Below are 26,591 nucleotides of genomic sequence, written 5' to 3' on the forward strand. Positions count from 1 at the left end.
AACCGGGGAAGTAACAAATTATATTCCTTACAATTATGAGACAAACAGGACATAAATGCGTAACAAGACACGCAAATCAGAATAGCTATAATCACTATTTTATTCCACGATATTAAAAAATTAAACGGACAGAATTCAGATGAAAAACGTGATGATTCATTTAGTTCAAAGTAGTTAACCTATCCAGAGGAAAAGCCCACCATAATTATTAAATTACGATAAAAATTACCGTGACATTCAAAAAAACGCCTGAGGCGAATACACAAAAATTCGGTGATGGTAATTATAAACCGGATTACCAAAGCCGTTCAAATAAAGCAGTAATACATTAAAAACAGAAAATAAGAATAATGAAAAACATTAGGTACTCAAAGCGCCAACTCGATTTTACAACTGATTTAAGAAACTCAGTAAATGAATATTTCAGTAAAAACAACATACAACCCCACGGGAACTGGAAAATTTATATAAAAACTGTTTTTATGACTCTTTTATACCTTGGACCCTGGATACTACTTATTTCAGGATTGGTGTCTTCCGTATTCTTGGTAATGGCATGCTGGATTGCTATGGGGCTTGGAATGTCGGGGTTGGGTATGGCTACTATGCACGATGCCAATCACGGTTCTTTTTCCAAAAACCAAAAGGTGAACCGATTTTTTGGAAATTCGCTGTACCTGCTTGGCGGATTTCCGCCTAACTGGCGCTATCAGCACAACACACTTCACCACGGATTTACGAATATTGAAGGGCATGATGAAGATATTGCGCCTCCAGGAATTTTAAGGTTTTCACCTCATCGTCCACTAAAGAAGATGCATCGCTACCAACATATTTATGCCTGGTTCTTTTACAGTTTAATGACCATCTCATGGATTATTGCTACAGATTTTATCCGTATAAAAAGATACAAGGGAATGGGAGCAAAACTTGGCAGCCGCGGTTTCAACAAATTATTTGTTGATCTCATTCTTTCAAAAGTTGTTTATTACAGCATCTTTCTTGTCGTTCCGTTACTAACAGTTCCCGTTGCATGGTACTGGATACTTTCCGGTTTTTTACTGATGCATTTTACCAGCGGACTGATGTTAAGTACTATTTTCCAAACAGCACATGTAGTCCCGACTTCAGAATATCCGGTTCCGGATGGAAATGGCGAACTCGATAATAACTGGACTATCCATCAGTTATACACTACATGTGATTATTCTCCCAAAAGTGTTATTTTCTCCTGGCTGGTTGGGGGCCTCAACTACCAGGTAGAACATCATCTGTTTCCTTACATCAGCCACATACATTACAAGGATATTTCGAAGATTGTACAAACCAAAGCCCGGGAATACGGCCTGCCGTATCATGTAAATAAAAGTTTTGCCGCTGCAGTATGGCAACACATCAAAATGCTAAAGTTACTCGGAAAGGAACAAATAGCTGTTAACACATCTTTTAATGCTGCCAAGGGAAATAAAGCAATGGCTGTTTAGAAATAATCCACACTTATTAAGTTACTTTTAATGTATTAGAATTGTCCGGGAATAAAAAAAACCGCAATACAATGCATCGTATTACGGTTTTTTTGTTTTCTATCCGTGACCCCAACCGGAAAAATATGGATCTTTTGAGTGAAGACAATGGTACTATTTTAAAGTTTATACAGAACAAGGCACATAAAAAGAAACTTAAATGGTAATAATTATACTTGTCGTAATTTTCCCTGAGATTAAACAATTAAGCACATAGAATTTTGATAAAAAAACCTGATGATTACTTGAATTTAAAGTAGTTATTTACTTAACTTTAAATTGTTTTACTTTTTCGGGAAAGTTTATAAAAAAAGTAAAGTTTTCAGGATTAACTGTTTTTATGTAATATTAGCGTCCATAGAATGACGCAGGAACTATAATAAATTCTGATTTTAATCAATACTGAAGAATGTCAAACGATACTATAAATCAATTCATTAATCTCTCAAAAAAGTATTTTAAGATTTACCTGGGAATCAGCATTTCTGTTTTCCTGTTTATCCTGTTTTTTCAACCTTTTCCATCACATAAATTCGAATTTGAGAATAAAAATTTATTTACTGCGGGGTACGGTTTAATAATTTTTGTTATTCAGGTAATAGTACAAATTATTTTTCAGCGCCACCTTCTTCGCAACAATACAGATGAAGAATATAATCCACTACTGAATTTACTTTATTACTTTTTACAGATTGCTTTAACCAGCGTTGCTTTTGTTTTTTATATCCGGTATGTTGGAAATACAATCATTACATTTAATATTGTTTTGCGTGTTGTTGTTATCAGCCTGAGTGTGCCAGTTACCGTGCATTTGAAAAATACTCTTTTATTGATGCACGGGAAATATAAAAAACAATTGGAAGATAACAGGCTGATGCAGGATAAACTAAAACAATTCTCAGAGAGTTATGCAAATAAGTTTATCGAATTAGATTCTGAGAATGAATCGGATAATATCAGGTTACAGGTATCAGAAATTATTTTTGTAAAATCAGCCGATAATTATGTAGAAGTGGGTTTCCGCGATAATGAAGTTTTTCGAAAAAAAATGGTTAGAAATACTTTGAAGAATATTGAAAAACAACTGAAGGAATTTAACAATTTTGTGCGGACACACCGTTCAAGTATTGTCAATATTCAGTACATCGATAAGTTAAATAAAAACTTTAATACCTATTGGTTAACCCTTGTTGATACAAAAGAGATAATTCCTGTTTCCCGCCAGTATTTAATGACTGTAAAGGACTTGTTATAGGTACCAGGGGCGAATGGTATTCACCATTATATTTTAGCATTCATCTTTAAAAATCATTTTTTATCCCTAAAAATTTTTGTTAATCCCTTTCATTTTATTTCGGCAAAATCGTGATGTATTTTTAGGTCATTAAATATTCAGTTACAAATTGTAAAAAATGAAAATACTGATGATATATCCGAAATACCCCGATACTTACTGGAGTTTTACGCATGCATTAAAGTTTATTTCCAGGAAAGCTGCCGTGCCTCCTTTGGGATTACTCACGGTTTCGGCGATGTTGCCTGAAAGCTGGCAGAAAAGGTTGGTCGACTTAAATGTTGAGGAGCTTAAAAACGAAGAGTTGAAATGGGCGGATTATGTTTTTCTAAGCAGCATGTATGTTCAAAAAAAATCGGTCGCCGAAGTTTTACATCGATGTAAAGATCATGATGTAAAGGTGATTGCCGGAGGGCCGTTATTTACGCAGGACTACAACAATTATCCTCAAATCGACCATTTCATTTTAAACGAAGCAGAAATTACACTCCCCCTGTTTTTATCCGATTTACAAAATGGTTCCCCGCTAAAAAGAATTTACCAGACAGAAGAATATGCCGATTTATCGCTTTCTCCGGTTCCTGATTTTTACTTATTGAATCTGAAAGCCTATGCTTCAATGAGCCTTCAGATTTCGAGGGGATGTCCTTTTTCGTGTGATTTCTGTGAAATTACAGCATTACTTGGCCGTAAGGTAAGAATGAAAAGCAAAGAACAAGTGCTAAACGAGTTGGATACATTATTTCGGTTGAAATGGCGAGGGGCGGTATCCGTAGTGGATGACAATTTTATCGGAAATAAAAAAGTCATAAAAAATGAGTTGCTCCCTTCCATGATAAATTGGATGAAAATGCATAAACATCCGTTTAACTTCAACGCACAAACATCGATAAACCTTGCCGACGACGACACATTATTAACGATGATGCGTGAAGCAGGATTCACTTCTACGTTTATAGGAATTGAAACTCCGGTTGAAGAATCTTTACAGAGTTGCCACAAAATGCAAAATGAAAACCGGGATTTACTGGGAAATGTAAAACAAATTCAAAGAGCAGGATTGCAGGTTTCCGGTGGGTTTATTGTAGGTTTCGACAGCGATACTTCCACTGTATTTCAGCGGCAAATCGATTTTATTCAGAAAAGCGGAATTGTGTCGGCAATGGTAGGATTGCTCAATGCTCCAAAGAATACAAGACTATACAAACAAATGGAAGAAGAAAACAGGCTGACTGTTGATGCAACCGGAAGTAATACTGACTTTACAATGAACTTTGTACCCAAAATGGATTACCAGAAATTGCAGGAGGGATACCGACATATCATAAACAATATTTATAAAGAAAAGCCCTATTACAAACGCATCCGGGAATTATTCCGGAATTATAACCCGGTAAAAATTGGTAAAAGCAACATAGATTTTACCCGGATAAGGGCGTTTATAAAATCCTTTTTCGTACTTGGCCTCTTGAATAAAGGCAGGTTTGAATACTGGAAGTTTATAGTCTGGACATTAATAAATAAACCAAAACTTTTTATAGAGGCAATTACTTTTGCAGTGTACGGTTATCATTTCAGAACCGTTTACGGACTTAGACAAGTCCGGCGCAAATATTAAATCAGCAGACAAAATCACCCCGATATTTATATACAATAACATTGAAAATTAGAAAGATGGAAAACATTAAATATTCAAAGAATCAACTCGATTTTACCACTGAATTAAGAAATTCGGTAAACGAGTATTTTAGCAAAAACAATATACAACCCTATGGGAACCGGAAAATTTATGTAAAAACCATATTTATGCTCCTTTTATATCTCACTCCTTTTATACTCATGATTTCAGGATTGATTTCATCAGTACTGCCGCTATTGGCATGTTGGTTTATTATGGGACTGGGAATGTCGGGGTTGGGAATGGCGACTATGCACGATGCCAATCATGGTTCTTTCTCCAAAAGCCAAAAAGTAAACCGGTTTTTTGGCAATTCGTTGTACCTGCTTGGTGGATTTCCGCCCAACTGGCGATATCAGCATAACACGCTACACCATGGATTTACCAATATCGAAGGACATGACGAGGATATTGCTCCACCCGGAGTTTTGAGATTTTCGCCTCACCGCCCGTTAAAAAAAATACATCGCTATCAGCATATATATGCCTGGTTCTTTTATAGCCTGATGACCATTTCGTGGATTGTAACCAAAGATTTCAAACGATTAAAAAAGTACGAAGAAATGGGCGCAAAATTGAGTGGCAAACGAAAATTTAACAGGTTGCTGGTCGATGTAGTAATTTCAAAAGTTCTTTATTACAGTGTATTCCTGATAATTCCGTTGTTAACAATTCCTGTTTCATGGTACTGGGTAATTGGCGGATTTTTGCTGATGCATTTTACAAGCGGACTGGTATTGAGCGCTATTTTTCAAACGGCCCATGTAGTTCCTACTTCTGAATATCCGGTTCCCGATGAGGAGGGGGAGCTAAAAAATAACTGGACGATACATCAGTTATACACTACATGCGATTATTCACCTAAAAGCAGAATCTTTTCATGGTTAGTCGGGGGCTTAAATTACCAGGTGGAACACCATTTATTCCCCTACATCAGCCATATACACTACAGGGATATTTCAAAAATTGTGCAGGTAAAAGCCAGGGAATACGGCCTGCCGTATCATGTAAATAAAAATTTTGCTACGGCCGTATGGCAGCACATCAAAATGCTGAAGTTACTTGGAAAGAAGCAAATAATTATTAACACATCTTTTTCCGCTGCAAAAGGTAATAAAGCAATGGCTGTTTAAAGACGGATAAATCCGGCAGATAAAAAAAAATCCCGCTTTTTAGCGGGATTAAAATTATAAATGGTTGTAATATTTTAAACTAAGCAAGTTTAACATTCACTGCATTTAACCCTTTTTTTCCTTCTTCCAAATCAAACATTACTTCGTCATCTTCTCTGATGCTATCCTTCAATCCGGATGAATGAACGAAATACTCTTTTGCTGAATCTGCATCTTTAATAAATCCAAATCCTTTTGATTCATTAAAAAACTTTACGGTTCCTTTATTCATGATATAAAATTAAATTGTTAGGTGTAAGGTACACTTAATTATTGGGATATAACTATTAATACCAACTAATTTAAGTAATTCCCCAAACTTTCCTTTTTCGGAGTAATGTTAATATCGGCTCCTGTTATATCCTTCACCCCGGCGATTATTGTTCCAACCGCCACTGTTTCTGTCACTTCTTGGACGGGCAACACTAACATTAATTGTTTTGCCTTCAAACTCTGTATCGTTCAGTTCGTCAATGGCTTTTCTTCCTTCGTTTTCACTAGTCATTTCAACGAAGCCAAATCCACGGGAAAATCCGGTAAGCCTATCTGTAATAATGTTTGCAGAAGTTATTTCTCCATATTCTGCAAATAATTCTTTTAAGCTTTCGCTTGTTGTGTCGAAGCTTAGTTTTGAAACATAAATATTCATCTCTTTTCTATTTTAATGTAATTTGTAAAATTTAATCTTAAGTCAATACAGGATTTAGTTTTCTTCCTGTCAATCGTTGTATATTCCGCACCATCATGTGTTCATCCTGAGAACAAAATGTTAGGGCAGTACCTCGCCGGCCCGCACGACCTGTGCGTCCAATCCGGTGCACATAAGTTTCTGCCATGTCAGGCAGGTCAAAGTTGATTACCATTTCAAGATTGGCAATATCAATTCCCCTTGCAGCAATGTCCGTAGCAACAATAACACGTGTTCTCCTCTGTTTAAAGTTTGCCAGCGCCCGTTGTCGGGCTACTTGTGATTTATTTCCGTGTATTGCTTCGCAATCAATTCCATTCCCATTCAATATGCGCGCAATTTTATCCGCTCCGCGCTTCGTGCGTGAAAAAACCAGTACAGAATTATCAAACTTTTGTCTTAACAAGGAAACCAGAAGTTGATTTTTTTTCTGCCTTTCCACATAATACAAGTGTTGTTCAATCATATCCGCAGTAGATGAAACCGGAATAATTTTTACAGTTACCGGATTACGTAATATAGACCTCGACAGATTGGCAATTGTTAATGGCATAGTTGCTGAGAAAAACAGGGTTTGTTTCTGTTTAGGCAACATAGGTAACAATCGTTTTATGTCGTGAATGAACCCCATATCCAACATTCGGTCAGCCTCGTCGAGAACAAAGTGTCGAACATGGTCAAGCGAGATATACTTTTGATTAATCAGGTCGAGTAATCGTCCGGGAGTAGCTACAAGAATATCTATTCCCCATTTTAATTTATCAACCTGTGGTCTTTGGTTCACGCCCCCATAAATAACTGCGTGACGGAGGCCTGTATATTTGCTATAATCCAAAAAGCTCTCTCCAATCTGTATCGCCAACTCCCGGGTAGGAGTCAGAATCAACGCTTTTATCTCGCGCCTTCGTTCATTTAAATGAAGCTGGTCAAGTTGCTGTATAATTGGAATTGCAAAGGCAGCCGTTTTACCGGTACCTGTTTGAGCTATTCCCAGCAGATCACTGCCATCAAGGGCAGCGGGTATTGCCTTCTCCTGAATGGGAGTCGGATTTTCATATTTTTTATTTATCAGAGCTTTTAGTATTGGCTCCGAAATATTTAATTCTTTAAATGTCATAATTTATCTGACTGCATTTCTGTGCAGTTTCTTTTTAATAATTAATAATCATAAGGAAAATGTAAGGGCATTTGAGACAATAACCCCACACAAGATTACTACAAAACAAAAATAACTTTATATCCTTTTTGCTAATAATCTGTTATGTGCAATAGAAAATTCCTCTTTTAATTTTTGTACTACTTCTTTAACCGTACTTATTTTTTCTGCCAGATAGGCGTTGGCGCCGGCAAAAGCATAACCTTTGTCCATGTTTCCTTTAGCGGCATTATATAGTGCCATAATAATACAATAAGGACTTTTGGTGTAATCGCAGGTTTTTATACAATGAAACGGACATCCTTTCGGTCGCTGTTTTCCTTCGCTTACACTTTGGATAAAATTGCTATCCAGGGCACGTCCGGGCATTCCAACGGGACTTTGGATAATCATCGTATCCTTCTGCGAAGAGCTTACATACGATTGTTTGAATAACTGTGAAGCATCGCACTCATAGGTCGGAACAAACAGACTGCCTATTTGCACTCCGGCAGCGCCAAGCTTCATAATCCGGAGTATATCTTCGCCTGTTGTGATCCCACCGGCGGCAATGACAGGAATCGCTTTTTCATGGCTGTATGCTGACGCAACTGACACGACCTCCGGAATTAATTTTTCAAGTGAATAGTTTTCATCTTCAAGTTGCTCGGTTTTAAATCCGAGGTGCCCCCCGGCTTTTGGACCTTCCACGACAAGCGCATCCGGAAGATAATTATAATTTGCCTGCCATTTCTGACAAATAATTTTTGCGGCACGGGCTGACGAAACAATTGGGACAAGAAGTGTTTTGCTTTCAGAAGTAAGATAAGAAGGCAGGTCTAACGGCAAACCTGCACCGGAGAATATCACATCTGCCTTTTCTGCTATAGACGTTCGTACCATATCGGCGAAATTTGACAGGGCAACCATAATATTTACGCCAATAATACCTTTGGTTAATTTCCGTGTTTTGCGCAGCTCTTCTTTCAGCCCCCAAATACTATCTCTTAAATAGTCAGCCGGCGATTGTTTATATAACAACCCTATCCCGGCACTGGATATTACACCTACTCCACCCTCATTAGCCACAGCAGAAGCCAGTCCTGACAAAGAGATACCAACACCCATACCCCCCTGAATAACAGGCAGCCTGATTTCTTTATCCCCTAAAAAAAATGATTTTATCATATATTTACTAAGTGTGTCACGATATTTGTGTTACACACTTCGCGACCTGTTAACTTAAACAAGTAAGTTGATTTTGAGGTCGATTTGACGATGAGAAGGTTCACTAACAGAAAGCGAAACAAAGCATTGTTAAAGACGATTCAATAAAAACCTGATTGTCAAGGCTGCGAAGGTATGAAATAATATTGACACAGTATAACATGTGGGGATATTTTATTATTTCAACAAAACAATATTAATACAAAAAAAACTTATTGTACTGAGGGAATGATGTAAAAAAATCCATAGACACATCAATTTAAAATTTCGTTGTTGACTTACGTTTGTTCTTTGCCTTCAAAGGTGTCCAGATAGGTGTTATGATAATGTTTTGGCAGTGTTAGTGAAACAAATTATATCTGATAGTCTTGCTGTTTATCCATATCTGATTTTAAAGGGGTTAAATGTTTTAAACGAAAATAACAATTAGCAGCTACAATTATTGTGTAGTATGATTTCTGTTGAAATCGAGATAAGAATACGAGAACGATATTCCAGCACATAAGAAGTAATAAAAATCCGGAAGGAATAGCAACATTTTATTTCACAATATCCAAGATTGGCCAGCGTTTGGTACAAGTAATTCAATGCAACGTTTTTACTTTTTCGAATCTTAATAAAAAATGAAGGCAGATAATTATCAGCGAATAGAAAACTGCAAGAGAGGAGATATTCAGGCAAAGGAATGGCTATATAAACGTTATGCTCCTGTATTGCTCGGTGTATGCCTGCGATATACTGGGAACTTGGCGCAGGGAGAAGACATTTTGCATGAAAGTTTTATTACAATTTTTTCTAAAATCAGACAGCTTAAAAAAAATGCTGCCCTGGAAGCGTGGATGAGAAAAGTTGTTGTAAACACTGCTTTAAAACAGCTTAAAAGAGAAAATATAACTTATGATATAAACGAAATTAGAGAAAAGGATTTCAATCCTGTCGACGAAGATAGTCCTCCGGATATGAAAGAGAGAATTCTGAGATCGGATGTTTCTCAAGACGATATTCTGGATATAATAAAAGAATTGCCAGCTGGATATCGAACCGTTTTTAATCTTTATGCCTTTGAAAATTTCAGGCATAAAAAAATTGCCGCGGAGCTCGGTATTACCGAGGGTACATCCCGGTCGCAGTTACAGAGAGCCAGAAGTCTGATTCAAAAAAGGATATATGAGTTAGTTGAAAAAGATGAAAAATCGAAGAAAAGAAAGAAAGCTTATTTCGTATCAATATTCCCGGTTTTGAACAAGAAGTTGGAATATATCGATAAGTTGGTGGTTGACAAACTGAAAGATTTCCGCATTCCTCCCAGTCATCCCATCGAAATTTCCTTACCCGGAAGCGGAAGAACAATTGGTAAAATCAACGGAAAAGTAAAATGGATGCTCATTTCCGGAAAGAAAATATTTTGGATATTGAGTTCAACTATTGGAATTACCGGAATTTCACTCCTGATATTTTTTAGCCAAACAAGAACAACTGAAACACCTCTTCTCCCGGATCTTATGGAACAAAATGACTTTCCTTCTGATGCCATTTTAAAGCAGGGAGTAAGAAACGTACCTGAAGACATTTCGAAGAAAGCTACCGAAAATAACTTAAATAAAAACATACACATTACAAACGTTGATAGCTTAAATGAAGAAAGCAACAACACGATTATTCAATCGAAAAAAATTTTAGTACGAAAAAAGGTGATTAGGAAAAAACAAGTCGTTATAGAAAATCAAACTGCCCGAAAGGATTCCATCTGATTTTTACAATCTTATTAAAATGCTCAAAAAAACCGAAAAATTATTGTTTTTAACATTTATCAAATTGCCCGTCCTATTTGTCATTCTCTACGGTTTATCTGTACCACGAAATGTTAGAGGGAATTGCAAACATTATATAGCGAATGATACCATTTGGGTTTACGATACCATTGTTATTTACGATACGATTGTTATTTACGATACGATTTGGGTTTACGACACCATTTATACAGACAGAGTTGTTCCTCCAGAAAAACTAAGTTTGCTTAATGTAGATTTTGCCAGTCTCAAAAACGAATCTACTGGTTACCAGTTTGTTTTAGAACAAACACCCAAAGGCATAACTCGCCTGGAAATAGAGCCCAAAAAAAAAGAGAAAAACGAAAAAGAATGGTCTAAACGCATAAGGAGTACAAAAAGAAGGACGAAATATCAAGCGAAGAGACTCACCTATACTTCTAAGGGAAACAGGCTGGATACAAAATCTTTTCGTAAGGGAATGTTTGATATGGAACTGGTTATCGGTCCGGTATTTCAGGCAACACAATATCAGTACAAAGTGCATAATCCTGTTATCGACTCCATAAAGAGCAATACGAATGATTTGATTGGTATGCAATATGGAATTCGGTTACATTACCAGGTTTATCAACTATCACTTACTTCCGGGATTGGCATAAATCAATACCGGGAGAACTCAAATTATCATAAAATGGATGATTCATTTGAAGATACGCTTGCTTCTTTTACCCCAAAAACAAATCATATTCAATTGGAAGTTCCGCTGATTTTGGGTTATCACCGGCAATATCCGACAACGGACTTTTGCCTGCAACTAGGAGCTATTAATCAATTTCATTTGTATTCTAATGGTAAAACATATACCAATTCCGGTACTTTGGATGACGTAGAAACTGTTATGGATTTTACTTCTTACAACATGGCACTTTATGGCGGAATTGCAGGCAGCTATAAGCTTTCAAAAAGAGTTTCAATTGGATCAGAGGCATATTATAAATACCCGTTAAAGAAATTTGCTTCTGTTCAAGATATGTCAATTTACAAGCAATCATATGGCTTAAATTTTACTTTAAAATACTGTTTCCAGAAATAAAAGCAACTTCCCTGAACACACTAATTTATTCCTTTCTTCATCATAAAAATTTCTTTTTCCCCGGGATTTAGTATTGCATTTTTCAAAAAAACCGTGCAGCATAATTCAGTTAGGAGATCTTTTATAATAACCTGCACATAAAAGTGCAATGCAGTGGTCATATATAGTTAGACCAATCGGATAAAAATTTAAGAATATAAAATAGTAAACATATTAGACGGTGATTAGTATGAATGTCATTCAAACTGCAGAAAGAGTTTCTTTAAGTCCTTCGGATAATTTTGTTTTTCAACGTTCATTACTTGCGTATAGAACAGCGACCAAAATAATACATGGAAATGTTCTGGAAATTGGAACAGGAAGCGGTTATGGTATTGAAGAAATAGCGCCAAAAGTAAAAGAATTATGGACTTTGGATAAACATTATGTTTCAATAGATTACAACAAGTATAATAATACCCGATTTATTAAAAACAAAGTGCCACCGTTAACGAATATGCCCGATAAATATTTCGATTTTGTTATTTGTTTCCAGGTAATTGAGCATGTTGAAGACAGCGAATTTTTATTAAATGAAATACACAGGGTACTAAAAGGGAATGGCAAACTACTTATTTCAACGCCCAATAAAAAAATGTCATTAACCAGAAATCCCTGGCATATTACTGAGTATACTGGAAATGAGTTTTTCCAGCTTCTGTCACAAACTTTTCCAGTGATTGATATGAAAGGTGTTCGCGGCAACAAAAATGTAATGTCGTATTATGCAAAAAATAAATTGTCGGTAAAAAAAATATTAAAGATTGATGTCTTAAAACTAAACCAAATACTACCCCGCTGGATATTAAAAATCCCATACGATTTGATGAACCGGATAAACAGGTTTTTGCTACTGAATAACAATAGAAAACTAACGACTTCTATTTCTATCCATGATTATTTTATTGATGAATTTTCGGAAGATTGTTATGACTTGTTTTTTATTGCAAAAAAGTAACTGTGCTTAAGTGAAGGCACTAACATAGTTATGCAAAAAAAATGTCCGAACATATAATAAAAAAACCGTTGGCACTCAATTGCACCAACGGTTTTTCTGATTTTAAAAAGTGAACCTGAAGGGACTCGAACCCCTAACCTCCTGATCCGTAGTCAGGTGCTCTATCCAATTAAGCTACAGGTCCATTTATATTTTGAAGAACGTTTCGAAAAAACCAAAAGTTTTGGTTAATCCGATGCTTCAAAAAAGCGGTGCAAATATAATATATTTTACCAAACCCGCACATAACTTTAGCGGTACTTTTCCATTTTGTCGTCGATGGTTACATCATCGTTAAAGTCTATCTGAATTTTGAGGTTGGTAAGCATCCGCTGGGTTCCCGCATCACAACAGGCATCGTGGATTTTCTCCAACAACATCGGAAGCTCCTCAAAACGACACTCAACCACCGTTTCAAACGGACAAACCTGGTGACTAAAGCCCGACTCTTTAATGGCTTCGATGGCCTTGTCAACCAAAGCATACTTTACTTTTCCATCTGCCTCAGGCAGCACTTGTATGGCTACATTAACATTATTCTTCTTCCAATTCATCTTCATCCTGAAAATCAGAATTATCTTGTTTATTAATAATCTCCAAAATCTCGTTGCGCGACAATACCTTCACATTGGTAATAATCATGTCTTCTTCCAGAAAGTCACCGTACTGGTTACACTCTTCCACTACACTACTGAAAACCTGCTTAATATCTGCCGTAACAGGCAGCAGTACAAGCGATGTACAAAACCCTTCGAAAAAATCGATGGATTCAAATTCGCCTTCTTCCGGCTTCAGTCTAAAAATCAACTCGTTTTTAACCAACTTTTGCTGGGTGGGAGTTAGCAGTTTATCAAGGTCGCGACCAATAAAAACCACATAGTAGCGCAACTTCCTGTCTTTTCCTCCGAGGCCGGTAGAGATAAAAAACTGCTGCTCTTCAAGCAACGAAGTTTGCAGCAACATCCGGTTTTCCTGCAGGGCAAGCACCGTCCACCCTCTCAACTCTTCCCCCGCCTGTTTCAGAAATTTCTCAATGATGCGATAAGCTTTCACATCATCCATTCCGGCCAGGCCAATTAAAATATCTTTTTTTCGATTAATTCCGGTGTCTGGTAAAAAAAGTTCCTCGCGGCTTTCCAGATAATCTGTCCCTTCATTCTCTTCCCGCAATTTTTTCGAACGTTCAAAATATTTCATCTGCACCTCCAGGTCAATCTGCTCTTCCAGAATATTGAAATTGCCCGGAAGATCTTCAAAAATTTTCTGAATGTCGTTATAAATGTTTTCGTCTTCCATCCGCATAAATTAAACAACAAAAGTAGTTAGAACTTATTACAATAAGAAATGGCTCAAAAATAAAACCTGCTATAAATGCAAGGATTTTGATGTATCTTTGCAGCCTTATTTTTATTTGATTTAAATTAAAGAAAGAGGTGATAGACCAGTTGTGAAGTTGAGTGAGGTAAAATACCGGGAAACAGTCATCATAACCAAAATCCTCGGCCACGGATCTTTTCGAAGGCGCATTTCTGAAATGGGTTTTGTAAAAGGGAAAGAGGTAAAGGTGATTAAAAGCGCTCCATTTAAAGGCCCGATTGAATTTAAGATTCTGGATTATAATGTTTCGTTACGAAAATCGGAAGCCGACCTGATAGAGGTGGTGTCGGCAGGTGAATTTGACTTCTCGCAAAATGGGAATTACGAGGGGGTTATTGAACGAAAAACAGAACCGGGAAACCGGTCGGGGCGAACCCATACCATCAACGTAGCGCTGGTTGGCAACCCTAATTGTGGTAAAACCACACTTTTCAACTATATTTCCAAATCAAAAGAAAAAGTAGGCAATTATAGCGGTGTTACGGTCGATATAAAAAAGGCCCGGCTGAAAACGAAAAATTATACGTTCAATTTTTTTGACCTGCCGGGAACATACAGCCTCACAGCCTATTCAAACGAAGAAATCTTTGTCCGGAAGTTTATATATGAACAAACCCCGGATATTGTCATCAATGTAATCGACCCTACGAACCTGGAGCGAAACTTATTTCTGACAACCCAGCTCATCGACATGGACTTACGGATTGTAGGTGTGCTGAACATGTATGACGAACTGGAACGAAAAAAAATTCAGTTTAATTACGACTCCCTTTCGCGGTTGTTGGGTATTCCGTTTATTCCCGCCATCAGTTCAAAAGGAATCGGGCTGGATGACCTGACTGACAGACTAATTGAGGTTTTTGAAGGACGTGATCCCATCACCCGGCATATCCATATCAATTACGGCAAAGACATTGAAGAATCCATTCAGAAAATAAGGGAAAAGGTAAAAGAGTTTAAACCAATTACTGACAAGATTTCATCGCGTTTTCTGGCACTGAAACTGTTGGAAAAAGACCCGCATGTACATGAACTTCTAACAGAATACTCCAACTACGAAGCAATAAAAAACACGACCCAGCGGGAGGTCAAAAAGATTGAATCACTTTGGAATGAAGACAGCGAGACAGTAATTACCGATGCCAAATACGGTTTTATTACCGGGGCATTGAAAGAAACCTTCAAAAATCCCTTGCGCCAGCAAAAATCAGGTTCTGAAAAAATTGATGGTCTGCTGACCCACCGTTTTTGGGGATTCCCCATTTTTGTTACCATTCTGTTTGTAATGTTTTATGCCACCTTTAACCTGGGCGCTTTCCCCATGCAGTGGATAGATACAGGAGTAATGGGCTTTGCCGATTTTATTTCGGGGATAATGACTGATGGTATGCTAAAGGATTTAATAGTAAAAGGAATCATCAGCGGTACAGGAAGTGTATTGATATTTCTTCCCAATATTCTCATTTTGTTCCTGTTTATCTCCCTTCTCGAAGAAACGGGCTACATGGCGCGAGCCGCATTTATTATGGACAATATCATGCACCGGTTTGGGTTGCACGGGAGGTCGTTCATCCCGCTAATTATGGGCTTTGGCTGCAATGTCCCGGCTGTTCTGGCGACCCGTTCCATGCGTAACCGGGGCGACCGCCTGCTCACAATGCTCATTGTCCCATTCATGTCGTGCAGCGCCAGATTACCTGTTTACATCCTCGTTATTTCTGCTTTTTTCAAAAAGTATGAGGCACTCATTTTGGTTGGAATTTATGGCGCCGGAATTATTTTTGCGTTCCTGACAGCCCGGTTGCTAAACCAAACTGTTTTCAAAAATAAGGAAACACCCTTTGTTATGGAACTGCCCCCCTATCGCCTGCCAACCCTTCGAAATATTGTATATCATGTTTGGGATAAAACGCAGCATTATCTAAAAAAAATAGGAACTGTGATTCTATTGGGTGTTATTATTATTTGGGCGATGGAATATTTCCCTCGTGAAACATCACAAACCGAACAGTTTTTAACACAAATGGAACAAGTAAAACAAACCCGAGGTTTGACAGAAACACAAAAAGAAACGCAAATTTCCGGCATACAACAGGCAATGGTGGCAGACCAGCTGACCCACTCCTATTTGGGCAGAATCGGACAGTGGATAGAACCGGTTATGCGGCCTCTGGGTTTCGATTGGAAAATGAGTATTGCTTTGGTTTCCGGCCTGCCGGCCAAAGAAATTATTGTAAGCACGATGGGAGTGTTGTACCAAAGCAGTGATAACGAATCTACCGTCAACCTTCAGAACAAATTGCAAAACGAATCATTTAGCTTCGGTCCGCGCACGGGAGAAAAAGTTTTTACCATGCCGGCAGCATTAGCATTCCTTGTTTTTATACTGCTCTATTTCCCTTGCGTAGGAGTAGTGGCCACCATAAAAAATGAAGCAGGCTCCTGGAAATGGGCTGCCTTTGTTGTTTTTTACACCACCCTGTTGGCGTGGGTAATGGCGTTTATTGTTTTCACTATCGGAAATCTGTTTGTGTAAAATGCTCCAGGAAATTGTCACATATCTTATTGTTGCATTTGCGGTGGCAGTAGCAGCCCGGAAAATCTACTACAAACTGGCACGAAAAGCACCGCATACAAAAGCAAGCACCGCCCCGGACACTTCAACTGCAAGCAATGAAAACTGCGCGGAATGTGTAACGGAATGCGTATTACGCCATGCCGATCCGCAAACCAAAAAGGAGAATGCTGCGCTGTGCGCTAAAACATAAAAAATTAAAGATCCCGAAGGTTTTGGATGATTTCTTTCGGATTTTCAGATCCAAATACGAAGGTGCCAGCAACCAGTACATCCGCACCCGCTTCCTTTAACAATTTTCCGGTATCGTAATTTACCCCGCCGTCCACTTCAATCAGGCATTCTGCATTTTTTTCCTGAATGAGCGTTCTTAGTTGTTTCACCTTTTTGTAGGTATTGGGAATAAATTTCTGGCCTCCAAACCCCGGATTGACTGACATCAGCAGCACCATATCGAGTTCGGAAACAATATCCTCCAAAACAGCTACCGGCGTGTGCGGATTAAGGCACACACTGGCTTTTACCCCCTGTTCTTTGATGGCTCCCACCGTGCGGTGCAGGTGGACACAGGCTTCATAATGAACCGTCAGCCAGGAAGCGCCAGCCTTGGCAAACTCATGGATAAACTGATCCGGATTGGAAATCATCAGATGGACATCCAATGGTTTTTCCGTTATTTCACTTATTTGTTTTACAATCGGGATGCCGAAGGAAATATTCGGCACAAAATGGCCGTCCATCACATCGCAATGAATAAAATCGGCTTCGCTTTCGTTTAACATCAGGATGTCATCGCCCAAATGATTAAAATCAGCGGCAAGAATAGAAGGTGCAATCTTTGGCATTATATATAAATGAATTTATTGTCCGAGGTAGGCTTTAAGCAAACGGTTTCGGTATTGGTTTCTCAATTTTTTTATTGCTTTTTCTTTTATCTGACGAACCCGTTCTCGGGTTAATCCAAACGCATCTCCAATCTCCTCAAGGGTATGAGGAGGACATCCGTTCAGTCCAAAATAATAACGAAGGATGTCTGCTTCACGTTCAGCAAGAGTTGAAAGGGAGCGTTCAATTTCTTTTCGCAACGAATGATTTATCAGACCGGAATCAGGACTAGGTGAATCCTCATTCAGCATCACATCATACATATTGTTCACCTCTTCGTCGCGTAACGGAGCATCCATCGAAACATGAACATTCGAAAAGTTCATGGCATCTTCGATCAGATCAGGACGTGATTCCATCAGTTCAGCCACTTCATCAGTGGTCGGATCACGTTGAAATTCCTGCTCCAGTTTATTAAATGCCTTATTAATTTTGTTGATAGATCCGATTTTGTTCAGCGGAAGGCGAACAATACGCGACTGCTCGGCCAATGCCTGTAAAATAGACTGACGAATCCACCAAACAGCATACGAAATAAACTTAAAGCCCCTTGTTTCATCAAACCGCTCAGCGGCTTTTATTAACCCCAGGTTTCCTTCATTAATTAAATCTGGCAGGCTCAATCCCTGGTTTTGGTATTGTTTCGAAACAGAGACCACAAATCTGAGATTTGCTTTTATAAGTGTTTCAAGGGCTTTACGGTCTCCTTTTTTTATGCGTTTGGCAAGTTCAACTTCCTTTTCTGCAGACAACAACTCTACCTTCCCAATTTCGTGCAAATACTTATCAAGCGACAATGTATCGCGATTAGTGACTTGCTTGGTTATTTTAAGTTGTCTCATAAAGCTGGTCCTATTAATATAGGCTTGAAAAAGTATCCAAAAAATTTACTGCTGCTATAGTTCTTCAAAAATAATATAGTTTTTCACACTATCTATACGTAAAGTTCGCTGTTTTGTTAGCAGAAACACCAAGATGATAAAAAAGTTCAGTTCATCTCCTGGTTATTTCAGCTGTTTCAAATATTCTTTAAACTGCTGAAAGTCAATACTCATAGGAAGTACCCGCCTTTCATCTTTCATAAACTCCGCCAGTTTGGGAGGCAATGGCACATTCCCATTTCCAATGACACCTTCAACCGTTTCTGTAAATTTTGCAGGATGGGCCGTTTCAAGGAAAACACCTGTTTGCCCCACTCCCAAAAATTCTTCGAGTGCCCGGTAACCACATGCGCCGTGAGGATCACACAGATAACCGGTTTGTTCGTAAACATTTTTTACCGTTTCCCGAATCTGTTCATCCGAATAACGAAATCCCTTTATTACCGACGAAATTTTTTCATGGGAATGACCGTAAAGCTCCAGAATACGGGCAAAATTACTGGGCGCACCCACATCCATGGCATTGGCAATGGTTTCCACCGAATCACGCGGATTGTACTCCCCTGATTTCAGGTATTCATACACCACGTCGTTTTCATTGTTGGCCGCCAGAAACTGCGCTACGGGAAGTCCCATCTCCCGTGCAAATAACCCGGCAGTAAGGTTACCAAAGTTGCCGCTGGGAACGGAAATTACAAGCTCGTTGTTTTGAAGCATCCCCTGCTCCTTCATCCGGGCATACGCATTAAAATAGTAAAATGCCTGGGGCAGAAAGCGGGCAACATTAATGGAATTCGCTGATGTCAGCAGGAGTTTTTTGTTCAGTTCTTCATCAAGAAATGCTGTTTTTACCAAACGCTGGCAATCGTCGAATGTGCCATCGATTTCCAGGGCTGTAATATTTTGCCCCAGTGTGGTAAACTGTGATTCCTGAATTTTACTCACCTTTCCTTTGGGGTAAAGTACATGCACATGAATTCCGTCCACTCCCAGAAAACCATTGGCTACAGCACTACCTGTATCGCCTGAGGTGGCCACCAGCACATGCACCTGCTTCTCGTTCTCAACCAGAAAATAGTTCAGCAAACGCGCCATAAACCGGGCGCCCACATCTTTAAAAGCCAGGGTAGGCCCGTGAAACAATTCGAGCGAATAAATATTGTCAGCAACCTTCACCACCGGGCAGTCGAAAGCCAGTGTATCGTAAACAATTTCTTTCAGACTGGCTTCTTCCACATCCTCTCCGAAAAAATTCTTTGCCACTTCAAATGCTATCTCCTGAAAGCTAATGTTCTGAATGTTTTCAAAAAAGGAAGGGTTGAATTTTTCAATCCGCTCAGGCATAAACAATCCGTTGTCGGCTGCCAGCCCCTTCACAACTGCGTTTTTCAAATTTACAGACGGCGTATTTTTATTGGTGCTGTAATATTTCATACTGTATTATTCGTTCGATAAAAGCCCCATTGGGATGTCTTCGTCCGCAAAAGTAAAAAAAGTGTAATAAAATATGACTTTTAATGCTTCCCGACATAAATTTATTCACACAAAATCAACCTACGACTTCAAACAAACTATAAACTGCCTGATCTTTGGCATTAGGGAAGCATCCTTGCCTTATTTAACATAAATATAAATTCAGGAATATCCAATACAAATACTCACCATTCATTATCCAGCCCGAAAGGCACCTGTACACTAAAAAACGGAACAAAATCGCCTACTTTCCCCTGCCCCACTTTTTATTGGGTTTCGGTCCCATTTCCAGTTCCAGTACTCCTCCGGCAACAATTTCGTCGTGCGAAATCCATGTCCGGTTAAACGGCTGTCCGTTAAACCGGGCTTTTTGAATGTAAATGTTTTCAGCCGAATTGTTGCGGGCAACAACAGTAAAAGATTCGCCTTTTTCTGTTTTAAGGGTCAGTTTTTCAAACAGCGGACTACCAATAGAATAAACCGGATTACCCGGAGCAACAGGGTAAATCCCCATCGCACTCAGCACGTACCAGGATGACAGCGATCCCATATCTTCATTTCCGCACAGTCCGCCCGGGCCGGGCCGGTAAAGCTGCGTCATAATTTGTCTGGCCCTGAACTGTGTTTTCCAGGGTTGGCCGGCAAAATTGTACAGGTATGCCACGTGGTGCGACGGCTGATTTCCATGCACATACTGTCCGATGGTCCCCACCACACCTACATATTTGGGTGGCGAAATAAGCGGACTCATTTCAAAGAAAGTATCCAGTTTTTCAGAAAATTTTGATGCACTCCCGAACAAATTTATCAGGCCGGGCACATCGTGCTGTACAGACCACACGTACTGCCAGGCATTCGATTCGGTATAATGCCGGCTGGGGCGCCGACCCACCAGCAGCGGGTCAAAATATCTATAGTACGAATGCTCTCCTTCGTTTACAATCTCCTGTTCCCGTCCATTCAGAGATTCCAGCCACGAACCGTCAGCCATTCGGGGACGCATAAAAGTTGTTTCTTTGTCCCATACATTCTTATAATTCTCAGCGCGTTGCATTAACAGGTTATAATCATCATCTTTTCCCAACTCTTTAGACAATTGGGCTATACACCAGTCATCATAAGCGAACTCCAGAGTTTTAGGAACCGATTCGGTCACCCGGTTTGCCGGAATGTAGCCCAGTTCATTGGTATATTGTAATCCCGAACGCGCGGCATCAACGGAAACCGGCGGTTGAGGAAATTCTGTTGCTTTGGCTCGCATGGCGTTATAAATAAAATCTACATCGTAGTCCCTAAATCCTTTCCGGTAGGCATCCACAACAACCGGAACCAAATGATCTCCCACCATGCCTTCGCCAAAAACATTCTGAAAATGCTGTCCGGGAAGCCAGCCGTATTGTTTTGTTTTCGCGATTATCGATTTGATATAATCATTCACATGTTCAGGAGCCACAAGCGTTAACAACGGATGCTGTGTCCGGTAAGTATCCCAGCAGGAAAAAGAACCGTAAAAATTGAAATCTTTGGCTTCCTGTATTTTGCCATCGGCGCCGAAATATTTCCCGTCCACATCCTGTGAAATGTACTGAGCCAAAAGAGACCGGTACAGAGCGGTATAAAAAATTTCCTTCTGCGCTTTTGTTCCCCCTTCAATTTGGATACGCGACAATTCGTTGTTCCAAATAGTACGGGCTTCATTTCTAACACGCTCAAAATCCCAATGGGGCAGTTCGCTTTCCATGTTTTTACGTGCCCCTTCCATGCCCGTATAGGAAATAGCCACCTTCACCAACACCTGCTCTTTCTCCTTCGTATTGAAGGAAGCAAAAGCCCCGATGTTTCGTCCCGCCTCAGCATTTTTGTATGCAAAAACACCTGCACCCGATTCAGGTGTAGCATAATCTGCATCAAAAGTGCCGTAATACAAAAAAGGCTTGCTGAATTCGGCCACAAAAAAAACTTTGCCCGGGCCATCGATTTTTTCGCCCTCAATGCGCCGGTCGTTTATAATACGCACTTCAGCCTTATCGTTTTCATCTTTCTTTCCGATCTGATGGCCGAGGTCTATAATAATTTTTGCATTGTTTGCCTCCGGAAATGTATAGCGGTGAAAAGCTACCCGCGGAGTTGTCGTAAGTTCCGCATTGATGTGGTAATCTTCCAGATAAACAGAATAATAACCGGGAGAGGCCGACTCCTTATCGTGGCTGAATCGCGAACGGTACCCCTCATCAGGATTTTTATCCGTTCCCGGAATGATTTGCAATTTGTTGCCTACTACCGGCATCAGCAAGATATCACCTCCGTCAACCATCCCCACCCCGCTCCAATGCGTGTGACTGAATCCCATAATTGACCGGGCAGAATAAATATACCCGGCACAGTGTGTCCACCCTTCCGTCCCGGTGTCAGGACTCACATGAATCAACGCATTAGGAAGAGAAGCACCGGGAAAAGTATGCCCAAAAAAATCTGATCCAATAAAAGGATTTACGTAATCTGCATTATTTTCGGTCTGTGCAGACAAAATTGCAGGTATTCCGCTCAATAAAGAGATAATAGAAAACAGGAATAAGGACTTTAGTTTTTTCATTATTTTATTGATTATATCTTCAAACATTAAGAATTTTAACTCCAAAGATAAAAATAGAACTTATAATACAACAGGAAGGTCAAAATTCCATTTAAATTGAATAAAAAACCAGAAGTTTTTTTGTACCTTACCATCTTACTTTGTTCATACGGGAGACTTTCAATTGAAACTACAATTCAATAAAAATCAATACTAATTAGTATGAACTCTGACTATATATTAAAAAACATTGTTTTCGTTTTCCTGGCAGGAGTACTTTTCACAACAGCTTGTAAAAAGACAGAAAGACCTGTTTTGTCAGAAGTCAGGCCAATCACGGAGGACTGGAAAATGCAGTCTTCTGAAAAGATATCTGAAACAGATGAGACACGCATCTCCCAAAACAATTTTTCCACTGCAGAATGGCTTGAAGCCGTGGTGCCGGGTACGGTCCTGGGAAGTATGGCTACTCACGGGGTGATTGAAGATCCCTATTTCGGTATTAACATGCAACAGGTAGATAAGGAGCAATTCAAAAAACCCTGGTGGTACCGAACCACTTTCCGGATAAATTCAACTGATTTGGATAAAAATATTTCCCTGCGTTTCAACGGGATTAATTACCGGGCCGACCTTTGGATAAACGGGAAGAAAGTGGCCGGAAAAAATGAGTTTGCCGGCACATTCCGCATGTTTACGTTCAACATTAATAAATGGGTAAAGGAAGGCCAAAATACAATAGCACTGAAAATATGGCAACATGCCGACGGCGAATATTCTATTGGTTTTGTAGACTGGAACCCTCTGCCGCGCGACCGCAATATGGGCATTTTCAGAGAAGTATTTCTCGAAATAAACAGTGGGATAAAAATCCGTAGCCCTTTTGTATGGTCGAAGGTAAACACGGAAACGCTGAAAGATGCCGATCTGTTTGTGCAGGCCGAAGTGGAAAACAATACAAAAAATGTTGTGGAAGGCATTTTACGGGCTGATTTTGAATTGGGTGTAGTTGAGAAGAAAGTAAAAATCGCGCCGGGTGAAATATTGTCCTGCCGGTTTACCCCCGAAGAATTCAGTCAACTTTCGGTAAAAGATGTAAAACTTTGGTGGCCCAACGGTATGGGCGATCCGAATTTGTATCCGCTGAAAGTCGAATTTCTTTCTGAAGGAAAAACCCTTGACCGGGTGGAAAACAATTACGGAATCCGCGAAATAGACAGCTACCTCGATGAAAATAAAAACCGCGCTTTCACAATCAATGGTAAGTTTGTATTGATAAAAGGAGGCGGTTGGGTCGACGATTTACTCCTGCAGGATACCCGTGAAAGTATTGAAGCACAAATGAAATACATCCGTCACATGAACCTGAATGCTATCCGTTGCGAGGGTTTCTGGGGAAAGGACCAAACGCTGTACGATTTGTGCGACGAATACGGCATCCTGGTCATGATTGGATGGAACTGCCATTGGGAATGGGAAGAATACCTGCTGAAACCAACCCATGAAAAATATGGCGGTGCCGTTTCAGAAGAAGACAAAAACCTGATGGCTGCCTACTGGAAAGACCAGATGCTCTGGTTGCGCAACCACCCCGGAATTTTTGTATGGATGCTGGGCAGCGATAAACTCCCGGCACCCGACCTCGAACGGAAATACATCGAACTGTTTGAAAAATACGATCCTTCAAGGCCTTACATTACCTCGGCTGGCGGTGCCGGAACTGAAGATAACAACATTGTAGCCGAAGTTCCGCTGGTGAGCGACATTAGTGGTCCCACCGGCATGAAAATGCTGGGACCGTACGCTTATACTCCCCCGGTTTACTGGTTTACCGACACCCAACTGGGCGGCGGCTACGGCTTCAACACCGAAACCTGCCCCGGCCCGAACATCATGCCTCTGGCTTCACTGAAAAAAATGCTGCCCGAAGAAAGCCTGTGGCCCATTGATACCACGTATTGGGAATATCACACGGGCAGGAATGCATTCAAAACCCTCAGCCGGTTCCGTAAAGCTCTGGATGCCCGGTATGGAAAATCAAACAGTGTTGAGGAATTTGCCTTTAAAAGCCAGGTTAGTAATTACGAACTGATGCGCCCCATGTTCGAAGCATTTGTAGCACATAAGCCCAAAAGCACCGGCCTCATCCAGTGGATGCTCAATTCGGCATGGCCCGAGTTATACTGGCAGTTATACGATACCTATCTCCAGCCCAACGGATCGTTTTACGGGGTCCGGAAAGCCTGCCATCCCATTCACGCCATTTACCGCTACGGATTCCATGATATTTACCTTGCCAACGAAGATTTACAGGATGCTGAGAATGTTACCGTAATCATCAGGGCCTTTGATATTCATTCCAAAGAAATATTTACCGATTCGTGGACGGGCAACATTGCCACAAATACATCGAAATTTATCTACAAGCTTCCTGAGATAAATGGCCTGACCTCCGTTTGGTTTCTCGATTTGCGGGTGCTGGATGAAAACAACAACGAGGTGGATAACAATATTTACTGGTTATCACGCAAACCCGATGTACTGGACTATGAAGCGGCCAAAAAACTGGAATGGCCCTTCTATACACCGCTTAAAGGATACGCCGATTTTACGGCGCTCGACCAGCTTCCCAAAGTTAAACTTGAATATGATTTCAATTTCGAAACAGAAGGCGATAAAGGAAAAGTTACACTCCATGTAAAAAATCCAAATACAACCCTTGCCTTTTTCACCTTTTTCGATCTGCTAAACCCGGCCACAAACGAACCCGTATTACCTGTTTTCTGGAGCGACAATTACATTACCCTGCTTCCGGAAGAAGGGCGGACTTATACCGCCACTTTCGATATGAAAAACGCTAACGGAGAGAAACCCCTGTTAAAAGTGAAAGCATGGAATGCAGACCCGGTGGTACTTGAAATAGAATAATAACCCGGATTATGAAACGAAACTATTTTATTGTCGGCCTTATCATGTTCGTTTTTTTTGTCATTTCCTTCCTCACCAATATTCTGGGGCCGTTAATACCGGACATTATTAAAGACTTTGAGGTTAGTAAGGCAATGGCTGCCTTCCTCCCCTTCTCCTTTTTTGTGGCTTACGGTATATTTTCCATTCCTTCCGGTATTGCCATTGAAAAATACAGCGAAAAAAAAATAATGGTTTCAGCTTTTGGGGTTGCTTTTTCCGGCGCTATCATTTTTTCGCTATTCCCATCATTTCCGGTGGCTATGCTTTCCCTCTTTATGATAGGAACAGGAATGGCCATGTTGCAGGTAGCAATAAATCCGCTTTTAAGGGTTGCCGGAGGTGAAGAACATTTTGCTTTCAATTCGGTAATGGCTCAACTTGCTTTTGGTCTGGCTTCCTTTTTAAGCCCACAGTTGTTTTCATACCTCGTTTTGAATCTCGAAGGTTTCCCTTCGTCCGGGGAAGCGAATTTTTTAATCAAAACGCTTCATCAAGTTGTTCCCTCAAATTTACCATGGGTATCTCTCTATTGGATGTTTGCCATCATCGCACTTTTGATGGTTATTTTAATGGCCATTGTCCGGTTTCCGAAGGTAAAACTCAAAGAGGAAGAAAAGGCCGGAGCCTGGTCAAAACATGTGGAGTTGTTCAAAAACAAAACTGTTATTCTCTTTTTTCTCGGAATTTTTGCCTATGTGGGAACGGAGCAGGGTGTTGCCAACTGGACTTCACAGTTCCTTTATGAATACCACGGGTTTGATCCCAGGGTTGAGGGAGCTGATGCCATCTCTTTATTTTGGGGATTATTGACGGTAGGGTGTGTTTTGGGACTGGTACTCCTGAAATTTCTCGATAGCAAACTGTTACTGAAACTGTTTTCAGGAGCTGCTATCCTGAGTCTGACTGCCGGATTATTCGGCCCCTCGCAGATTGCTTTATGGGCTTTTCCCGTAGTAGGCTTTTTTGCATCGGTTATGTGGTCTGTAATCTTCTCCCTGGCTTTAAATTCCGTAAAGGAAAACCACGGCGCTTTTTCAGGTATTTTATGTTCCGGAATCCTGGGAGGTGCTATCGTCCCGCTGATTGTGGGAGCTATTGGCGATGCTGTTGGTCTTAAAGGTGGATTGACTTTCGTCTACCTGACACTCGGATACATTTTCAGCATCGGATTTTGGGCTAAGCCTTTGATAAATAACAAAACTGTGCGTCTTAAAAAAGCACAAACCAACACCAATTAGCG

The 26,591-nt window shown here is 40.0% G+C and carries 21 protein-coding genes and 1 tRNA gene; 11 read left to right on the top strand and 11 right to left on the bottom strand.

What is annotated here, in order from left to right; genetic code table 11:
* Nucleotides 1-350 precede the first annotated feature (350 nt).
* The 4 genes from D1164_RS14095 (at nt 351) to D1164_RS14110 (ending at nt 5,628) form a co-directional block, all read left to right on the top strand.
* Nucleotides 351-1,484, top strand: a complete 1,134-nt coding sequence (locus D1164_RS14095) for a fatty acid desaturase family protein (protein ID WP_119350646.1) — start codon at nt 351-353, stop codon at nt 1,482-1,484.
* 448 nt (nt 1,485-1,932) lie between these two features.
* Complete coding sequence (locus D1164_RS14100) at nt 1,933-2,778, top strand: LytR/AlgR family response regulator transcription factor (RefSeq protein WP_119350647.1); 846 nt, start codon at nt 1,933-1,935, stop codon at nt 2,776-2,778.
* Between the two features lie 157 nt (nt 2,779-2,935).
* Nucleotides 2,936-4,435 carry a B12-binding domain-containing radical SAM protein gene (locus D1164_RS14105; RefSeq protein WP_119350648.1) on the top strand — a complete coding sequence of 500 codons (1,500 nt, stop codon included), beginning with the start codon at nt 2,936-2,938 and terminating at the stop codon, nt 4,433-4,435.
* 56 nt (nt 4,436-4,491) lie between these two features.
* The gene (locus tag D1164_RS14110) at nt 4,492-5,628 is read left to right on the top strand and encodes a fatty acid desaturase family protein (protein ID WP_119350649.1); all 1,137 of its coding nucleotides are present in this window, start codon (nt 4,492-4,494) and stop codon (nt 5,626-5,628) included.
* Between the two features lie 79 nt (nt 5,629-5,707).
* On the opposite strand, the gene D1164_RS14115 is transcribed toward D1164_RS14110, so the two are convergent.
* From D1164_RS14115 to D1164_RS14130, 4 genes are all read right to left on the bottom strand, one after another.
* Nucleotides 5,708-5,899, bottom strand: coding sequence for a cold-shock protein (locus D1164_RS14115; protein WP_119350650.1), 192 nt, complete (start codon nt 5,897-5,899; stop codon nt 5,708-5,710).
* Nucleotides 5,900-6,007: 108 nt separating this feature from the next.
* A complete protein-coding gene (locus D1164_RS14120; protein WP_119350651.1) occupies nt 6,008-6,316 on the bottom strand; it encodes an RNA recognition motif domain-containing protein in 309 nt (102 codons plus the stop codon).
* A 37-nt stretch (nt 6,317-6,353) separates the two neighbouring features.
* Complete coding sequence (locus tag D1164_RS14125) at nt 6,354-7,472, bottom strand: DEAD/DEAH box helicase (RefSeq protein ID WP_119350652.1); 1,119 nt, start codon at nt 7,470-7,472, stop codon at nt 6,354-6,356.
* A gap of 117 nt (nt 7,473-7,589) precedes the next feature.
* On the bottom strand, nt 7,590-8,678 hold the full coding sequence (locus D1164_RS14130; protein WP_206611016.1) for an NAD(P)H-dependent flavin oxidoreductase: 1,089 nt from the start codon (nt 8,676-8,678) through the stop codon (nt 7,590-7,592).
* Nucleotides 8,679-9,340: 662 nt separating this feature from the next.
* Here D1164_RS14130 and D1164_RS14135 point away from each other — a divergent pair.
* The 3 genes from D1164_RS14135 to D1164_RS14145 all read left to right on the top strand — a co-directional run bounded on the left by D1164_RS14135 (nt 9,341) and on the right by D1164_RS14145 (nt 12,579).
* The gene (locus tag D1164_RS14135; protein ID WP_119350653.1) at nt 9,341-10,468 is read left to right on the top strand and encodes an RNA polymerase sigma factor; all 1,128 of its coding nucleotides are present in this window, start codon (nt 9,341-9,343) and stop codon (nt 10,466-10,468) included.
* A 19-nt stretch (nt 10,469-10,487) separates the two neighbouring features.
* Nucleotides 10,488-11,582, top strand: a complete 1,095-nt coding sequence (locus tag D1164_RS14140) for a hypothetical protein (protein WP_119350654.1) — start codon at nt 10,488-10,490, stop codon at nt 11,580-11,582.
* A gap of 229 nt (nt 11,583-11,811) precedes the next feature.
* Entirely contained in the window at nt 11,812-12,579 is a 768-nt protein-coding gene (locus D1164_RS14145; protein WP_119350655.1) for a class I SAM-dependent methyltransferase, read from the top strand.
* A 110-nt stretch (nt 12,580-12,689) separates the two neighbouring features.
* Here the strand turns inward: D1164_RS14145 and D1164_RS14150 are convergent.
* From D1164_RS14150 to D1164_RS14160, 3 genes are all read right to left on the bottom strand, one after another.
* Nucleotides 12,690-12,763: transfer RNA gene (locus tag D1164_RS14150), tRNA-Arg, on the bottom strand.
* A 106-nt stretch (nt 12,764-12,869) separates the two neighbouring features.
* Nucleotides 12,870-13,172, bottom strand: a complete 303-nt coding sequence (locus tag D1164_RS14155; protein WP_172594470.1) for a thiamine-binding protein — start codon at nt 13,170-13,172, stop codon at nt 12,870-12,872.
* Nucleotides 13,153-13,914, bottom strand: a complete 762-nt coding sequence (locus D1164_RS14160) for a hypothetical protein (RefSeq protein ID WP_147372191.1) — start codon at nt 13,912-13,914, stop codon at nt 13,153-13,155. The genes D1164_RS14155 and D1164_RS14160 overlap by 20 nt, the downstream gene beginning before the upstream one ends.
* A gap of 151 nt (nt 13,915-14,065) precedes the next feature.
* On the opposite strand from D1164_RS14160, the gene feoB reads away from it, so the two are divergent.
* Nucleotides 14,066-16,531 (top strand): ferrous iron transport protein B, encoded by a 2,466-nt coding sequence (gene feoB, locus D1164_RS14165; protein WP_119350658.1) that lies wholly within the window; start codon nt 14,066-14,068, stop codon nt 16,529-16,531.
* Between the two features lies 1 nt (nt 16,532).
* Entirely contained in the window at nt 16,533-16,763 is a 231-nt protein-coding gene (locus tag D1164_RS14170) for a hypothetical protein (RefSeq protein WP_119350659.1), read from the top strand.
* A gap of 4 nt (nt 16,764-16,767) precedes the next feature.
* Here D1164_RS14170 and rpe read toward each other — a convergent pair whose 3' ends face one another.
* The 4 genes from rpe to D1164_RS14190 all read right to left on the bottom strand — a co-directional run bounded on the left by rpe (nt 16,768) and on the right by D1164_RS14190 (nt 22,402).
* Complete coding sequence (gene rpe / locus D1164_RS14175; RefSeq protein ID WP_206611017.1) at nt 16,768-17,415, bottom strand: ribulose-phosphate 3-epimerase; 648 nt, start codon at nt 17,413-17,415, stop codon at nt 16,768-16,770.
* A gap of 15 nt (nt 17,416-17,430) precedes the next feature.
* Nucleotides 17,431-18,297, bottom strand: a complete 867-nt coding sequence (locus tag D1164_RS14180) for a sigma-70 family RNA polymerase sigma factor (RefSeq protein ID WP_119350661.1) — start codon at nt 18,295-18,297, stop codon at nt 17,431-17,433.
* Nucleotides 18,298-18,459: 162 nt separating this feature from the next.
* Nucleotides 18,460-19,770, bottom strand: a complete 1,311-nt coding sequence (gene thrC, locus D1164_RS14185; RefSeq protein ID WP_119350662.1) for a threonine synthase — start codon at nt 19,768-19,770, stop codon at nt 18,460-18,462.
* A gap of 283 nt (nt 19,771-20,053) precedes the next feature.
* Nucleotides 20,054-22,402, bottom strand: coding sequence for a GH92 family glycosyl hydrolase (locus D1164_RS14190; RefSeq protein ID WP_206611018.1), 2,349 nt, complete (start codon nt 22,400-22,402; stop codon nt 20,054-20,056).
* A 201-nt stretch (nt 22,403-22,603) separates the two neighbouring features.
* Between D1164_RS14190 and D1164_RS14195 the strand changes: the two genes are divergently transcribed.
* The gene (locus tag D1164_RS14195; protein WP_119350664.1) at nt 22,604-25,309 is read left to right on the top strand and encodes a glycoside hydrolase family 2 protein; all 2,706 of its coding nucleotides are present in this window, start codon (nt 22,604-22,606) and stop codon (nt 25,307-25,309) included.
* Between the two features lie 11 nt (nt 25,310-25,320).
* Nucleotides 25,321-26,589, top strand: a complete 1,269-nt coding sequence (locus D1164_RS14200) for an MFS transporter (protein WP_119350665.1) — start codon at nt 25,321-25,323, stop codon at nt 26,587-26,589.
* The last annotated feature ends 2 nt before the right edge of the window (nt 26,590-26,591 follow it).

Source organism: Mariniphaga sediminis, from assembly GCF_003573545.1.
Classification (GTDB): Bacteria; Bacteroidota; Bacteroidia; order Bacteroidales; family Prolixibacteraceae; genus Mariniphaga; species Mariniphaga sediminis.